Raw genomic sequence first — 16322 nt, forward strand, 5'->3', positions numbered from 1 at the left:
GAGTCCAGTTGAGCACCACCAGTAGCCGCACAGCGCCTGAAGAGCAGCTGCAGAAGAATGACCGGCTGCTCTACCATATCCTGCAAACAACTCTGGAAGGCTTCTGGATTGTCGATCTCCAGGGGCGTTTCATCGATGTGAACGATGCGTATTGCAATATGATCGGCTACCGCCGCGATGAATTGCTGGGCATGGCCATATCCGATGTCGAGGCACTGGAAAATCCCTGCGACGTAGTGCAGCGCATTCAGGACATCGTTGCCAAAGGCAACCACCGCTTTGAAAGCAAGCACCGCTGCAAGGACGGGCGGACTATTGATCTCGATATCAGTGCCAATTACCTGCCGAGCGAAGCCGGAATTTTCACGTTTCTGCGCGATATCTCGGAACGGAAACAGTCGGAGAATGCTCTCCGGTCGGCATCCGTCTATACCCGCACCCTTATAGAGGCCAGCCTGGACCCGCTGGTCACCATCAGTGCCGACGGCAAAATCACCGATGTGAACGAGGCTTCGGTGAGGGTGACCGGCATAGCCAGAGACCAGCTGATCGGCACCGACTTCTCTTCCTACTTCACAGATCCCGATAAAGCCCGAGAAGGATACCTCAAGGTATTCTCCGACGGTTTTGTGCATGACTACCCGCTAGCCCTCAGGCATGTCTCCGGTTTGATTACGGAGGTTCTGTACAATGCCAGTGTTTACAAGGATGAATTCGGTGCAGTGCAGGGTGTTTTCGCCGCTGCCAGGGATGTTACCGAGCGGAACAGGGCGTTACAAGCTCTGAAACAGGCCCACGACGAACTGGAGGCACGAGTGGCCGAGAGGACCGCGGCACTTTTAGATGCCAATGAACAGATGAAAAAGGTGTCTTTCGAACTGGTCTGGGCTGAAGAAAAGGAGCGGGAACGTATTGCCGGGGAACTGCACGACCAGGTGGGGCAGTCTCTCCTTCTGGCAAAAATGAAACTCGATGCGCTGCTTGCAAACATCAACTCTGATGCACTCTTTATGCAAGCAGAGGAGGCAGCATCCCTTCTTGCCAACTCAATACAGGATATCCGGTCGCTTACCTTCCGGATGCGGCCGCCAATTCTGGACACCTCCGGCATTGAGACCGCTTTGGAGTGGCTCTGCTCGTCAATCAAAAGTGATTACGCCCTGCAGATTGATTTTGCCGATGACGGTCACCCCAAACCTTTGCCTGCCGAGGTCCGTTATTCGCTGTACCATGCCGTTCGGGAGCTGTTGCTGAATGTTGCCAAGCATGCGGGGATAGATAAAGCGCAACTCTCCCTGAAAGCGAATAATCACACCCTTGAAGTCAACGTTATTGACCACGGCATCGGTTTTAGCCATCCCGATGCTCATTTAAAGCATATCAAAAATGGCGGTTACGGTCTGTACAACGTCCAGCAGCGGATTGAACAGATCGGCGGCCGGGTGGTGATCGAATCGGCGGCCGGCAGCGGCACCTCGGTGACATTGACCGTGCCGCTGGAGGGAAGCAGATAAGCTGCCAGGAGGATGCATGCCAACAACAATCCTGCTTGTCGATGACCATCCCATTTTTCGCGAAGGGTTGCGGGCGCTGATTGAAAAAGTCGATGCAACGGCGGTGGTTGGAGAGGCTGGTGATGGCGCCGAGGCGGTGCGTCTTGCCGGGCAGCTGAAGCCTGATATGGTGATCATGGATCTGACCATGCCGGTCATGAACGGCATTGATGCCACCCGCGAGATCAAGAAGCAGCTCCCTGCTACCAAAATCCTGGCCCTTTCCATGGAAAGCGACCGTTTCTTCGTGGTCGAAGTGCTGAAAGCCGGGGCAACCGGGTATCTACTCAAGGATACCGCCTTTGCCGAGCTTAGCGATGCCATAACGACCGTTGCTGCCGGCGAGACCTACCTGCCGCGTAAGGTTTCAACCCTGCTGGTCCAAGAGTTCCTGCAATGTATCCCCGAAGAGATGAGTGCTCTCTTTCAGAACCTTTCCCCCCGGGAACGTGAGATCCTCCAACTGATTGCCGCCGGCAAAAGCATGAAGGAGATCGCCTATGATCTCGGCATTAGCAATAAGACCGTGGAAAACCAGCGCCAGATGATCATGAAGAAACTCAATCTCTTCTCTGTGGCCGAACTGACCAAATACGCGGTACGGCACGGATTGTCCCCTCTCAAAAAGTAGTTCCCGCACGGCAGCACCACTCCTCAATCAGCAGCAAAGGTTTTTCGCAACAGTAACTGCGAAATGCCCCATGGACTTCATTTATTGGTAGGCAATAATAAACTGAGCGATTCTCACTGCTGGAGATGGGTGAGCAACGGAAAGGAGTCCATGCATGTTGACTGACAAGCGAGGCGTTACCGGACAATTGATGCCGTTAAACACTGCTCTGCCGCACCCCGGCTGTCGCATCAGCAGACATGACTGCAGGACCAGAAGCATTGTCGGAGATTTCTATCTCTGCCAGAACAATCGAGCCGAATGCGAGCATGCCTTCCAATTTGGCATCAGTTACTTGTGCCGGTCTCCGCACCGTTGTGACTATGCGAAACCACCTTCTTGAAACAAATACGAGGGAGAGACGTATGATAATCAGCATGGAAGGACCAGTGGTGTATCTGAAGGGCGATTGGACTATCAACGGTGTAACCAAAGGCAAAATTGATTCACTGGCTTGTGCCTTACAGCATATCAGTGAAAGTTTAGATACAGGGCTGCTGGTTGACTGCAGTCATATTACCTCCATCGACACCACCGGTCACCAGCTCATCTACATATGGGTCCAATGTGCCCGGCTCCGAGGGATGGAACCTGAGCTGGTCAACCTGCCCGATAGCCTGCGGCAAAGACTGCAAAACCTGGGGGAGTGCTACGGCCATAGGCGGACCTTCCCGAAAGCGGTTGGAGAAAACATGAGTTCATGTCTGAACAGCTCATTCTTTAAATGTCAGCAGCTGTGACCTATTGGATGGTGAGATGGGGAACACGGAACCGAAAATAAAGACAGATCGCTGTTTCCCTTGCAGGGTACTCTGGTTCGTCATTTGGTGCCTGCTGGCAGCCTATTTTCTACAATTCCCACCATCGGCAGATAGCTACACCTCACAGTCGCCTAAGCGAACGGTGCTCGTCCTTTACGGCGGCAGCACCAAGCTTCCGGCACATACGCTTTTTAATAATGGACTGCTGCCGGTTCTGAAGGCCGCAGGAGTGGAAGATTCTGACCTCCACCAGGAATACCTGGATCTGCAACATGCTCAAGGCAGGGAATACCGGCATTACCTGGTCGAATACCTCCGGACAAAATACGCTGACCATCGTTTCGATGCCATCATCCTCTTTCAACCGGATGCTTTGGATTTGATGTTGCAAGAGGGGAAAGAGCTGTTTAACGGCACGCCGATTATTGCGGCCGTTCCCCAGGAGATTCGCAAAGACACAAGCGCCAGGAAACTCGTTCAGTTTGTTTACGGTTTCGATGCTCTCACTACGCTTCGCTATGCCTTGGCGCTGCTCCCCGGCACGAAGGAGATCATCGTCATATCCGGTCCGTCAGCCGATGACTGTCAACATCTTAAATATGCCATGGATGCAGTTAAGCAGTTTGAGGGGAAACTGACCGTTACCTTTCTCACCAATCATCCCCTGCCCGAGATCCTCAGGGAGGTCGCCAAGGAGCGCGACCATGCGATCATCCTGTATACTCGCTTGTCGAGCGATTCCAGAGGAAAGCAGTATACCCCACGGGATGTTTTGACAGAAATATCCAGAGCAGCGAAATCTCCGGTTTTCGGTCTTCATGACAGTCTCCTCGGTGCCGGTATTGTTGGCGGTAATCTCCTTTCGTTTAAGGAGCTGGGGAGCGCGATTGCCCGTTTTTCGGTTGATCTAATAAACGCCAAGCCAGCGCCCCAGCTATCAAAGGTAATATTTCAGAAGCATGTTGCGATGTTCGACTGGGCTGAGATGCAACGCTGGGGACTGGACAAGTCCAGGCTGCCGAAGGACAGGGTTCTGATCAATTATCATTCCGGTTTCTGGGAACAATACTGGGGGTATGCAGTTATTGCCCTGTTGTTCCTTGTGGCGGAGGCGTCTCTTATAGGCTATCTGATCTGGAGCCGGAGAAGGTTGAAAAAGGCAGAAACAGCTTTGCGGGCATCATCAAGCTATGCTCGCAGCCTGATCGAGGCCAGCCTGGACCCGCTGGTTACCATCAGCAAAGACGGCAAGATTATGGATGTCAACCGGGCCACTATTGAGGCAACGGGCGTGCCGCGGGAGCGGTTGATCGGCACCGATTTCTCCGATTACTTCACCGACCCCGAATGTGCCAGGATTGGTTACAAAACTGTCTGGCGCAACGGCATGGTCAGGGATTATCCCCTTTCCTTACGCCATGTGTCCGGGCGGATCATGGATGTACTCTACAATGCGGCTCTTTATCGGGATCAGTATGGGGAGGTTTTGGGAGTCTTTGCCGCTGCCCGCGACATCAGCCAACAAAAGCAGGCAGAGGCGGCGCTCAGGGAAAGCGAGCTGCGTTACCGCACGGTCGCGGAATTTACTTCAGACTGGGAATACTGGGTTCTGCCGGACGGCACGCTCCGCTATATGTCACCCTCTTGTGAACAGGTCAGCGGTTACACTCTGGATGAATTCTATGCCGATCCGGAGTTGTTGACCCGGATCATCCATCCTGATGATCTGCACATCTACGTAGACCATAGTCATGCCCAATCCACCGATACCGGGCCTGAGCATTTGGATTTCCGGATCGTCACCAAAAAAGGGGAGCATCGTTGGATATTTCATACCTGTCAGAGTGTGCATGGCCCTGACGGGGCACCGCTCGGGCAACGTGTCAGCAATCGCGACATCACCAAGCGCAAGCTGGCAGAAGAGAAAGCCGCACGTCTCAATGACGAGCTGGAGAGCCGAGTCAGAGAGCGGACCGCCGAGCTGGAGCGGGTGATCAGAGAGTTGGAAGGTTTTTGTTATGCGCTTTCCCACGAATTCCGGGCGCCCCTTGCCCGGCTTGAAGGGTTCGGCACCATGATGCTCGACATCATAGGGGAAGGTGGCGATGAGCAGATAATTCACTGTGCCCAGCGCATTGTGGCTGCCAGCGACCGGCTCAGAACGGTGATCGACTCGCTTCTTGCCATGAACCGGATATCTGTTGCCGAAATGCATCAACAGAATCTCAATCTGTCGGAAATGGCGATGCGGATCGTTTCAGGACTTGTAGAAAATGTTGGCACGCGCCGGGTCCATATCTCGATCGCTCCGGATGTAACTGCCACTGGCGATCTGCTGATGATGGAAACATGCCTGAAGAACCTGCTAGGCAACGCCGTCAAGTACAGTGCAAAAAGCCCTGAAGCCGCTATCGAGTTCGGACAACGAGTTATTGGTACGGACACGGTTTATTTTGTCAGGGACAACGGCGTTGGCTTTGATATGGCGTTTATCAAAAACATTTTTCAGCCGTTCTGCCGACTGCATCATCAGGAAGAGTTCGAGGGGACCGGCGTCGGACTGGCAACTGTCCACCGGATTATCGAAAAGCACCATGGCCACATCTGGGTAGAGGCAAAACCGGGAGAAGGGGCGACCTTCTTTTTTACCCTAGGGACGGGCGGAGAGGATGCATGAAAAAGCTCTCTGTGCTGCTGGTCGAAGATGACAGCGATGATGCCGAAATCGCGGTCTGGACCCTGAAAAAGATCGGCCTGGAAAACATTGTTGTTGCCCAGGATGGGTTGGAGGCGGTTCGCATGTTGTTTGGCGATGAGGCTTCAGCGGCAGGGGCGATGAGCCGCCCGGATATCATCATTCTGGATATGAGACTGCCGAGGATCGACGGACTTGATGTGCTGCGGAGAATCCGTGCTGATGAGCGGACAAGAGAGATCAGGGTGTATGCGCTGACATCGTCTACCGACCCTTACGATAGGCAGGTATGCGCCGAACTGGGGGTCAGGGCTTTTTTCTCGAAACCGTTGAAAGAAAAGGCGATATTGAACCTGGGAGAGTTTTGAGTCACGGTAGAATGATTTTTGGTCACGCTGGGGGCAGGATTGGAGCCCCCATTAACGAAGCCCCACAGAACCTTGTCTGTGGGGCTTTCATCATCTTTGCTGCCTCTGTTGCCTAGCGTTACATCTGATCAGGCGCACTCGCTGTAGCCGCAGGAGCGGCAGACGGCGCAGCCGCCTTCGTGCTCGACAGTACCGCCGCACTCGGGGCAGGCGCCCCGCTCGGGGGCCTGTTTCTGGAGTCCGGTGTCCAGGCCGGAGGCGGCCATGTGGGCCTGAATCGCCTTGGCAACGGCATCGGCGCACGAGGTTACCTTGTTTTCCCCGAACCCTGAAGGGCAGTGGCAGGAGATTCCCATCAACTGCTTGATGACCTGTCGTGCCTGGACTCCGCTGCGCCAGGCAAGTGAGACCAGCCGCCCCATCGCCTCTGCCTGGGAGGCGGCACAGCCGCCGGCCTTGCCCATGGTGGTGAACAGTTCGAACAGTCCCGACTTGTCCTCGTTGACTGTTACGTAGAGCGGGCCGCAACCGGTCTGCATCTGGTAGGTCCAACCCTTGAGCGCCTTAGGCCGCTCGCGTTTGTAAACCTGCTTGTCATCCGCAACCGCTGCCGGCGCCTCTTTTTCCTCTTTTTTCCCGGTGGAGAGTACCTGTTCGTCGCGGGAGCCGTCACGGTAGATCGTCACTCCTTTGCAGCCGGACTGATACGCCAGCCGGTATACCTTTTCCACGTCTTCGATTGATGCATCATTGGGGAAGTTAACGGTCTTGGATACGGCATTGTCCGTATATTTCTGGAATGCCGACTGCATTTTTATATGGTATTCGGGGGTGATGTCATGGGCGGTCACGAAAACATCCCTTACGTCAGCAGGGATTTCGACGATGTCGTGCAGCGTGCCGTGCTCGGCGATCTTCTCCATCAACTCTGCGGAGTAGAAACCGCGCTCCTTGGCAACTTCTTCAAAGAGCGGATTTACCTCGATCATCTTGGTGTTGTCCATGACGTTACGCACGAAAGACACGGCAAACAGCGGCTCTACACCGGATGAGGCGTTGGCGATTATGGAGATGGTTCCGGTCGGCGCAATGGTCGTAACCGTTGCGTTGCGGATTGCTCCCTTGCCGGGACGGTCATAGATCGATCCTTTGAAGTTGGGGAATGAACCCCGCTTTGCTGCCAGTTCTCGGGAGGCGCTATGGCCTTCGTCGTTGATGAACTTCATCACTTTTTCGCCCAGTTTTATCGCCTTGTCGGAGCAGTAGGGAATGCCGAGCAGGATCAACATATCGGCCCAGCCCATGACCCCCAGGCCGATCTTCCGGTTAGACCTGGTCATCTCGTCTATCTGCGGTAGCGGGTATTTGTTGACCTCGATGACGTTGTCCAGGAAATGGACGGCAAGGATCACCACCTCTTTCAGCCGCTCCCAGTCCACATCGCCATTTTTCACCATCTTGCCGAGGTTGATCGAACCCAGGTTGCATGATTCGTAGGGGAGCAGCGGTTGCTCGCCGCAAGGGTTGGTAGATTCGATCTCGCCGACGAGCGGGGTGGGGTTGTCCCGATTGAGGCGGTCCAGGAAGATGATCCCCGGTTCACCGTTCTCCCAGGCCTGCTTGACGATACGGTTGAACACCTTGCGCGCATTGAGAGCTCCACACGGTTCGCCGTTTCTGGGGTTAATCAGGGTGTAGTCCCGGTCTTCCTCTACTGCCTGCATGAAATCCTCGGTAAGACCGACCGAGATATTGAAGTTGTTCAGGTGCTTCTGGTCTGCCTTGCACATGATGAAGTTCATGACGTCCGGGTGATCGACCCGCAGGATCCCCATGTTGGCGCCGCGGCGGGTGCCTCCCTGCTTGATCGTCTCGGTTGCTACGTCGAAGACCCTCATGAACGAGAGCGGACCGCTGGAGATGCCGGTGGTGGACATGACCACATCTTGTGCCGGACGGAGACGGGAGAAGGAAAACCCGGTGCCGCCGCCGGATTTATGAATCAGCGCGGTATGTTTAACCGACTCGAAAATCTCCTCCATCGAGTCGCCGACCGGCAGGACGAAGCAGGCCGAGAGCTGCCCCAGCTCACGCCCGGCATTCATCAGGGTCGGAGAGTTGGGGAGGAATTCAAAACTGGTCATTATTTTATAGAATTCATCGGAAAGGCCCTTGACATCGGCCTTGTTGTCCAGAAATTTGTCGGCAGCGGCAATGGTGTCCGCAACCCTGCGAAACATGTCGACAGGCCCCTCCAAAGGCTTTCCGCTCAGGTCACGCTTCAGATACCGCTTTTCCAGAACGGTCAGCGCGTTAGGGGTGAGACCCGGGATCTTGTCTTTGTTTTTGTCAGGGGTTGCCTTTGCCATTTACCGTTCTCCTTGATTTTATTGAAATATTAAATTACCACTACATTTTGTATGACGAAGAGGAATTAAACACAACATCTATGGCCTGTCAAGAGGCTTGTGTCAAAAAAATGTAACATCCCGATTCTCCGAGAAAAGTTTTAGAGGCTTGGCAAGAGCTGCCTGGCGATTTACATAAGTGACATTTTATGCTACAACCGCACCTGCTTTGTTCGTGCTTTGTTGCAATTTTTTTAAGGAGATAGGATGACTCTCATTTTTTATAGAATAGCCTTGCTGCTTGCTTTGACTGGTGCCGTCACCGGGTGCAGCCTTGATTCGATGATAACCGCAACTCCCCGGTTGACCCCTGCGCCGCAGAAAGCGACCGTTGATCCGGTGCCGCTACCTGTTGCCAAGAGTGCTGTGGTTCAGCCCCAAGTAAAGCAAGCGGCACCGGTTGTTGAAGCGGAAAAGATCGTACCTAAGGTTGCACCACCGGTGCCGGCTGTTTCTCTGACCGCAGCTTCTGACGCTGGGCAGAAGAATGAGCGGCTTGTCAATACCTCTGTTTCTGCAGACCTGGCATATGAGAATGATACCCTCAGGGAAGATGCGGTCTGGCACGGTGAGGTTCATGTTACCGGCTGGTTGACGGTACCGCCGCAGGTCACACTTACCATTGAGCCCGGGACAGTGGTCAGGTTCAGCCCTGCTGCAAGTGGCGACAGTGGTGGTGCCGGGCTGTTGGTCCAGGGGCGGCTGGTTGCGGCCGGAGCTGCTGACAAACAGATACTGTTTACCGGTCGCTATGTGCAGCCGGCGACCGGTGACTGGCAAGGGATGGTACTGCTTGCCACCGACAAGAAGAATCTGCTCGACCAGTGCCGTTTTGAAGGGGCAGCTGTAGCCCTGGACGTTTTTTATTCACAGGTTACCTTGCGGGATTTACAGGTTTCTTCAAGTGCTACGGCGATTCGTTTGAAAGATTCCTATGCCAACGTTGCTGGTGGGGGAGTAAGCAGTTGCGGTATCGGTATTAAATCCGTTGATAGCGAGCTTGAACTGCGGGACATGAATATCTCCAGTAATAATAGTGGCATGCAGGTCTCAGGCGGCTCATTTTATCTGACCGGCGCTACTTTTTATAGTAACAGCCAGGCGGCGCTGGTTGCTGAAAACAGCAAACTTAAGGTGACCGGTTGCAGCTTTACTGTGAACGGAACCGGAGTTGACCTGACCGGCTCGGAAGGGGCGGTTTCTTTCAATAAGGTCCTGAGCAACCGCAAGGCCGGCATCAATCTGGCGCATTCCCGCATCAGGATAAATGGCAACAATATCAGCCAGAACGGCGAGACCGGCCTCAAAATTTCCGGTAGCGGCAATGTTGCCTGGGGTAATGTTATCGCTGCCAACAATAGCCATGACCTTGAGTATTCAGGCGATGGTGACCTCGCGGTCATGGGCAACTGGTGGGGTGGCATTGCGCCGGAACGCATTTCTTCAAGAATCCATACCAATGATGCAGCCGGCAGGGTTTTGTACCTTCCTGTTCTCCGGAACCGTCCGCAATCCGTAATGTAACCCTCGCATGACCTATCTTTTCTTGGGAAGATGCGGTTGCCAACCACGGCATCGCATGTTACTGTTTTGACAATGCCAATATATCTGGACAATGCAGCAACTTCATATCCGAAGCCTGAAGAAGTGTACCAAGCGGTTGACACGGCCCTGCGCGAAGGGGCCGGCAGTCCCGGCAGAGGTGGTCATCGCGGAGGGATTTCCGCTGCCAGGTTAGTGCTCGAAGCGCGCGAGACATTGGCGCATCTTTTTGGGGTGGCGGATTCGAGTCGCCTGGTGTTTACCCATAGTGCGACAGAATCACTGAACCTGGCGTTGCACGGCTTGTTGAATCCCGGCGATCACGTGGTGACCACCAGCATGGAGCACAATTCCATGGCCAGACCTCTGCACCTGGCATCCAGGCGCGGGGTGGAAGTGACCTGGGTTGAAGCCGGAACTGACGGTTTTGTCAGCCCCGAAGATCTTGCGGCAGCGGTTCGTCCCAACACAGCGCTTATCGCAGTGAGTCACTGCTCAAATGTTACCGGCACCATCCAGGCTGTTTCGCTGATCGGCGAGATCGCACGCAATGCCGGGATCCCATTCCTGGTCGATGCCGCCCAGAGCGCCGGCTGTATTCCGATAGATGTTGGGTCAATGCATATCGATATGCTGGCTGCGCCTGGGCATAAGGGTTTGATGGGTCCACCGGGCACCGGCTTTCTTTATATCGCTGATGGTGTCTCTCTACAGCCGTTGTTGGTCGGTGGCACCGGCACCTCCTCTGCCAGTCTCGACCAGCCGGAGACTCTCCCGGAACGCTTTGAAAGTGGCACGCAGAACACGCCGGCCATTGCCGGACTGCTCGCCGGAGCCGGATTCGTCAGCAGTGTCGGTGTGGCCAACATTGCCGCGCATGAGGCGGCGCTGGTCGTGCCTTTAATGGAAGGGCTGCGCTTGATTCCCGGTTTGAAGGTATATGGACCGGACCCGTCGCTGCCGCGCGGCAGCGTGGTATCATTCGCCATCGACGGGATGGACCCGAGCCAGGTCGGATTTGTCCTCGACCATGACTACGAAATTGCCGTAAGAACAGGTCTCCACTGTGCGCCGAATGCTCACAGATCCATAGGTACCTACCCATCCGGCACCATAAGGGTCAGCCCCGGATGGTTCAACACCGGTTCAGAAATCGCCACGTTCTTGGACGCGATCGACCGGATTGCAAGGAGGAAGAGATGAGCCGGATAAAGTTGGTTGCCTGTATCGCCCTGCTGGTTGCAGTTGCTGGTTGCTCACTGCCGCCGATCAGACCATATACCAGGCAGGACATCTTCAAGACGAACATCTTCAGCTACTTTACCATCAAGGAGTCTCCCGATGCTGTCCTGGCACAGCTGAACAAGGATGGAGAGGTGGTGATGGAAGGGGTTGACAAGAAGAACAAGACCTATTTCATCAAGCTGATATCTGCAGGCAAAGAACTGAAGACCATTTATACCGAGAAATAATCGCTGCCGGGTAATCATCCGGTAAGACAGTGGCCGAAGATTAACGGCTTACGGAAAGGGATCAATGAAGACTTTCATTCTGGATACCAATGTCCTTCTTTACGACCCGCATGCACTCTACCGATTTGAGGACAACAACATCATTATCCCGATCACGGTAATTGAGGAAATCGACCGGTTCAAGAAAGACATGAACGAAACCGGGCGCAATGCCAGGCATATCTCGCGCCTGGTGGACCAGTTGCGCAAGGACGGTTCCCTTACCAAGGGGATAGCCCTGGAAAACGGCGGCACCGTCAGGGTTGAAATTTACGAAGAAAAAGTCCTGAAACGGCTTCCCCCGGAACTCCGGGTGGACCGGGGTGACAACCGGATTCTGGCTGTCGCGGTTGACCTGCTGGAGCGGGACGGGAAGAACCCGGTAATCCTGGTGACCAAGGATACCAATCTGAGAATCAAGGCTGACGCCCTTGGGCTGGTGGCAGAGGATTATGAATCAGACAAGGTCGATATTGAGGAACTCTATCCAGGCTATGTCGAGATGGAAGTGGATCCGCTGATCATCGACCGGGTGCATGGGCAAGGGTTTGCAGAAGCGGAAGGGGAGTTCTACCCCAACCAGTTCGTAACCCTCAAGGACCAGCTCAATCCGTCACACAGCGCGATCTGTCGTTTCGATGCCAGTCAGAGGCGCCTGGTACCGCTGAAAAAAGCGGGCAAGGAAGGGGTCTGGAGCATCCATCCCCGCAACCGCGAACAGTCTTTTGCCCTGGATGCGCTCCTGGACGACAATGTCAAGCTGGTAACTCTCGTGGGTAAGGCCGGTACCGGCAAGACCTTGCTGGCGATTGCGGCCGGCCTGCATAAAGTTGCCGAAGAAAATGTCTACAACCGCCTGCTGGTATCGCGACCGGTCTTTCCCATGGGAAAGGATCTCGGCTTTCTTCCTGGCGATATCGAGGAAAAGCTGACACCGTGGATGCAGCCGATCTTCGATAATGTGGAACTGCTGCTGTCCGGGCATGAGGCTGAAAAGCGCCACAGCAAGGGGTACAAGGAGCTGATGGCCATGGGGATTCTTGACATCGAGCCCTTGACCTATATTCGTGGCCGCTCCATACCGAACCAGTACATGATTGTCGATGAGGCCCAGAACCTGACGCCTCACGAGATCAAGACCATCATAACCAGGGCCGGAGAAGGGACCAAGATCGTGCTTACCGGCGATCCCTACCAGATAGACAACCCATACGTGGATGCCTCAAGCAACGGTCTTACCTATGTGGTCGAGCGGTTCAAGGAACAGGCGATTGCCGGGCATATAACGATGACTAAGGGGGAGAGGTCGGAGTTGGCTGAACTGGCCGCCAACCTTCTTTAGGAGTGCACCTTTTGAGCGATATCTGCGTAAGTCTTCGCGGTCCCTTGTGCGACGTAGCGCTGCTACGTCTCCGCGAAACCGCTCGACAGCCTTGATCTCACTCAAAAATCGCACTCCTTTTGGAACAATCGTAGAAGAACTCTGTTTATAGGGGCGTGTCGAACGCCCCGCAGTTTTTTTGAGGAGATGCTGTTTCATGTTGGTACTGGCAATCGAGAGCTCATGTGACGAGACAGCAGCTGCAGTGGTGCGGGACGGCAGGACGGTGCTCTCAAGCATTGTGGCATCCCAGGTGGCGATTCATGCGGAATACGGCGGAGTCGTGCCGGAGATCGCCTCGCGCCGGCATCTGGAGAGTGTTGCCCCGGTAGTGATCGAGGCCCTGAAAACTGCCGGAGTGACCCTGGATGAGATTAAGGGCATTGCCGTTACCCAGGGACCTGGACTGGTCGGCGCTCTTCTGGTCGGCATTGCCGCAGCCAGGGGGATTGCCGCTGCCTGTTCCATTCCGGTAACCGGGGTTAATCATATCGAGGCCCACCTGCTGGCGCCGTTCCTCGAACAGGAGATTGCCTTCCCCTATTTGGCACTGGTGGTTTCCGGTGGTCATACCCATCTCTATAAGGTTGACGGGATCGGGCATTATACGATACTCGGACAAACTCTTGATGATGCCGCCGGAGAGGCGTTTGACAAGGTGGCCAAGCTTGTCGGGCTCCCTTACCCCGGCGGGGCGCTGATTGACCGGCTCGCTGCCGAAGGTGACCCGGTAGCGGTCAAGCTCCCCAGGCCATTGCTCCATGACGGCAGCTGCAATTTCAGTTTCAGCGGCTTGAAGACGGCAGTGCTCAACTGGACCCAGAAGAATCCCGAAGGGAAATCAGGACAGCTATTGAATGATCTCTGCGCCTCGTTTCAGGCGGCAGTCTGCGAGGTGCTCACCGTCAAGACCTGGAGTGCCCTTGAAAAAACCGGCATCACCAGGCTGGTGATTGCCGGTGGCGTTGCCTGCAACAGCGGTCTGCGCCGCGAAATGTCCCGGCTGGCGGCAACAAGAGGCATCGACCTGTATATCCCGTCTCCGGCGCTCTGCGCCGACAATGCGGCAATGGTGGCAGTGCCCGGTGAGTTTTACCTGTCCCGCAGGATAGCTACCATCAACGGCTTCGATGCGTTGCCGTCGTGGCCACTTGACCGGATCAAAGCCAGATTCGCGGAGGCTACCTGATGTTGCCGCGTCCGAAAAAGGCTCTTGGCCAGAACTTCCTGGTGGACAAAGGGGTGCTGGGCCGCATCGTTGATGCCGTGGCGCTTGTTCCCGGCGACCGGGTCCTGGAGGTCGGCCCGGGCCGTGGCGCCTTGACCCGCCTTCTGGCTGAAGCCGCAGCAGAGGTGCTGGCTGTCGAACTTGACAAGCAGCTGGTGCCGGTTCTCATGGCTGAATTCTCAGGGGCAAGCAATGTCGAGGTGCTGCAGTCCGACATCCTTCGGGTGGACCTGGAAGAGCTGCTGCAGAGCCGGGGTGAGGGGAGCTGGAAGGTTGCGGCCAACCTGCCGTACAATATTTCGTCGCAGGTGCTGTTCAAGTTTCATGACAGCCGGAAGCTGTTCAGCCGGTTGGTGCTGATGCTGCAGCGCGAGGTTGGCGAGCGGCTGGTTGCCGGGGCCGGAGGCAAGGATTACGGTATTCTTTCGGTCCTGTTCCAGATGTTTTTCGCCATCAAAAAAGAGGTTATCGTCAGGCCCGGTGCATTTTTCCCGGTGCCCAAGGTCGATTCCATCGTGCTTTCGTTTGTGCCACTTAGCGAGCCGCGGTTCCCCATCGGCGACGAGCGGCTGTTCAAACAGTTGGTGAAGTCTTCGTTTGCCCAGCGGCGGAAAACCCTCTGGAACTGCCTCAAGGGTGGCGATTATGCCCCGAGTGATGAACGGTTGAAAGAGCTGCTGGCTGACTGTGGCATCGATCCCTCACGTCGCGGCGAGACCCTCTCGCTGCAAGAGTTTGCAGCACTCAGCAATAGCATCGCCATGGCTAGAACCTGTTGAAAAATGTGGCTTTGTTTTAGTCGTTTGTGATATAAAATCCGCTTGATTTGACACCGGGAGGTTGAGATGAAAATTTGCGTTTTTGGTGCCGGTTACGTTGGTCTTGTGGCAGCAGCCTGTTTTGCCGAAAGCGGCAATAATGTTATTACGGTTGATGTCGACCAGGCAAAGATTGAAGGACTCAAGCAGGGTATTATCCCGATTTATGAACCCGGTCTCAAAGAGCTGGTTATCCGTAATCAGTCTGAAGGACGGCTTTCCTTTACCACAGATATCGAAGCTGCGGTAAAGGCATCTCTGATAAGCTTTATCGCGGTCGGCACTCCACCGGGCGAGGACGGTTCCGCTGATTTGCAATATGTTCTGGCTGTGGGCAGGAGCATCGGCCAGCATATGCAGGGTTACAAGATTATCGTCGATAAATCCACGGTACCGGTCGGCACTGCCGACAAGGTCAGGGCTGCGGTGCAGGCTGAACTGGACAGCAGGGGCGTCGGCTTCGAGTTTGATGTTGTCTCCAATCCAGAGTTTCTCAAGGAAGGGGCGGCTATCGACGACTTCATGAAGCCCGACCGGGTAGTGATCGGTACGGACAACGTCAGGACGGCCGAGATAATGAAGGAGCTGTACGAGCCGTTCATGCGCAAGCATAACCGGATGATCATCATGGACATCCGCAGCGCTGAGATGACCAAATACGCGGCGAATGCGATGCTGGCAACCAGGATATCGTTCATGAACCAGATCGCCAACCTCTGCGAACGTATGAACGCCGATGTGGCGGCGGTTCGCGAAGGGATCGGCTCTGATTCCCGTATTGGCTATGATTTTCTTTTTCCCGGCCCAGGTTACGGCGGTTCATGCTTTCCCAAGGATGTGAAGGCGCTGATCAGGACTGCAGACGAGTGCGGTTACGAGATGCTCCTGCTGAACGCTGTTGAAGAGGTCAACGAGCTGCAGAAACATGTGCTGGCCCGGAAGGTGCTGGACCTGCTAGGTGATAGCGGAGCAGACAAGCCGCTTGCCGGCAAAACAGTCGCCTGCTGGGGGCTTTCGTTCAAGCCCCGTACTGATGATATGCGGGAGGCCCCGTCACTGACCATCATTGAGGAGCTGCTGGCCAACGGCGCCCAGGTGCGTGCTCACGATCCGGAGGCCATCAAGGAAGCGCGCAAGACATTCGGGGACCGGATCTCCTACAGCACCAACCAGTACGAGATTCTTAGCGGAGCTGATGCCCTGGTGATAATCACGGACTGGAGCGAGTATCGCAATCCCGATTTCGAACGGATCATGGCTGACCTGAAAGAGCCTCTGATCGTAGACGGTCGCAATCTTTACAAGCCTGACCGGATGCAGCTGGCAGGGTTCCGTTATATCCCGCTCGGTCGGAATGGTTCCGGCATCTCCGCTGGTGGGAAATAGC

At 55.0% G+C, this 16322-nt stretch carries 13 protein-coding genes; 12 read left to right on the plus strand and 1 reads right to left on the minus strand.

Features of this window, described 5'->3' with window-relative positions; genetic code table 11:
• Positions 1 to 8: 8 nt before the first annotated feature.
• The 5 genes from KI809_RS15365 to KI809_RS15385 all read left to right on the plus strand — a co-directional run bounded on the left by KI809_RS15365 (position 9) and on the right by KI809_RS15385 (position 6047).
• Positions 9 to 1514, plus strand: a complete 1506-nt coding sequence (locus KI809_RS15365) for a PAS domain-containing sensor histidine kinase (RefSeq protein ID WP_214172465.1) — start codon at positions 9 to 11, stop codon at positions 1512 to 1514.
• A gap of 16 nt (positions 1515 to 1530) precedes the next feature.
• Positions 1531 to 2184: a response regulator gene (locus KI809_RS15370; RefSeq protein ID WP_214172466.1), complete on the plus strand. Its 654-nt coding sequence runs from the start codon at positions 1531 to 1533 to the stop codon at positions 2182 to 2184.
• Positions 2185 to 2588: 404 nt separating this feature from the next.
• Positions 2589 to 2963 (plus strand): STAS domain-containing protein, encoded by a 375-nt coding sequence (locus tag KI809_RS15375; protein WP_214172467.1) that lies wholly within the window; start codon positions 2589 to 2591, stop codon positions 2961 to 2963.
• Positions 2964 to 2979: 16 nt separating this feature from the next.
• Positions 2980 to 5661 carry a PAS domain-containing sensor histidine kinase gene (locus tag KI809_RS15380; protein ID WP_214172468.1) on the plus strand — a complete coding sequence of 894 codons (2682 nt, stop codon included), beginning with the start codon at positions 2980 to 2982 and terminating at the stop codon, positions 5659 to 5661.
• Positions 5658 to 6047 (plus strand): response regulator, encoded by a 390-nt coding sequence (locus tag KI809_RS15385; protein ID WP_214172469.1) that lies wholly within the window; start codon positions 5658 to 5660, stop codon positions 6045 to 6047. Before KI809_RS15380 ends, KI809_RS15385 begins: the two co-directional genes overlap by 4 nt.
• Positions 6048 to 6175: 128 nt before the next feature.
• Here KI809_RS15385 and KI809_RS15390 read toward each other — a convergent pair whose 3' ends face one another.
• On the minus strand, positions 6176 to 8416 hold the full coding sequence (locus KI809_RS15390; protein ID WP_214172470.1) for a vitamin B12-dependent ribonucleotide reductase: 2241 nt from the start codon (positions 8414 to 8416) through the stop codon (positions 6176 to 6178).
• Positions 8417 to 8662: 246 nt separating this feature from the next.
• On the opposite strand from KI809_RS15390, the gene KI809_RS15395 reads away from it, so the two are divergent.
• The 7 genes from KI809_RS15395 to KI809_RS15425 all read left to right on the plus strand — a co-directional run bounded on the left by KI809_RS15395 (position 8663) and on the right by KI809_RS15425 (position 16321).
• Positions 8663 to 9979 carry a right-handed parallel beta-helix repeat-containing protein gene (locus KI809_RS15395; RefSeq protein WP_214172471.1) on the plus strand — a complete coding sequence of 439 codons (1317 nt, stop codon included), beginning with the start codon at positions 8663 to 8665 and terminating at the stop codon, positions 9977 to 9979.
• A gap of 72 nt (positions 9980 to 10051) precedes the next feature.
• Complete coding sequence (locus KI809_RS15400; RefSeq protein ID WP_214172543.1) at positions 10052 to 11200, plus strand: aminotransferase class V-fold PLP-dependent enzyme; 1149 nt, start codon at positions 10052 to 10054, stop codon at positions 11198 to 11200.
• On the plus strand, positions 11197 to 11469 hold the full coding sequence (locus KI809_RS15405) for a hypothetical protein (RefSeq protein WP_214172472.1): 273 nt from the start codon (positions 11197 to 11199) through the stop codon (positions 11467 to 11469). Before KI809_RS15400 ends, KI809_RS15405 begins: the two co-directional genes overlap by 4 nt.
• A gap of 64 nt (positions 11470 to 11533) precedes the next feature.
• The gene (locus tag KI809_RS15410; RefSeq protein WP_214172473.1) at positions 11534 to 12850 is read left to right on the plus strand and encodes a PhoH family protein; all 1317 of its coding nucleotides are present in this window, start codon (positions 11534 to 11536) and stop codon (positions 12848 to 12850) included.
• 196 nt (positions 12851 to 13046) lie between these two features.
• Complete coding sequence (gene tsaD, locus KI809_RS15415) at positions 13047 to 14078, plus strand: tRNA (adenosine(37)-N6)-threonylcarbamoyltransferase complex transferase subunit TsaD (RefSeq protein ID WP_214172474.1); 1032 nt, start codon at positions 13047 to 13049, stop codon at positions 14076 to 14078.
• A complete protein-coding gene (rsmA, locus tag KI809_RS15420) occupies positions 14078 to 14896 on the plus strand; it encodes a 16S rRNA (adenine(1518)-N(6)/adenine(1519)-N(6))-dimethyltransferase RsmA (protein ID WP_214172475.1) in 819 nt (272 codons plus the stop codon). Before tsaD ends, rsmA begins: the two co-directional genes overlap by 1 nt.
• Positions 14897 to 14962: 66 nt before the next feature.
• Positions 14963 to 16321 carry a UDP-glucose dehydrogenase family protein gene (locus tag KI809_RS15425; RefSeq protein ID WP_214172476.1) on the plus strand — a complete coding sequence of 453 codons (1359 nt, stop codon included), beginning with the start codon at positions 14963 to 14965 and terminating at the stop codon, positions 16319 to 16321.
• Position 16322 lies beyond the last annotated feature (1 nt).

It is taken from the genome of Geoanaerobacter pelophilus (assembly GCF_018476885.1).
Lineage (GTDB): Bacteria > Desulfobacterota > Desulfuromonadia > Geobacterales > DSM-12255 > Geoanaerobacter > Geoanaerobacter pelophilus.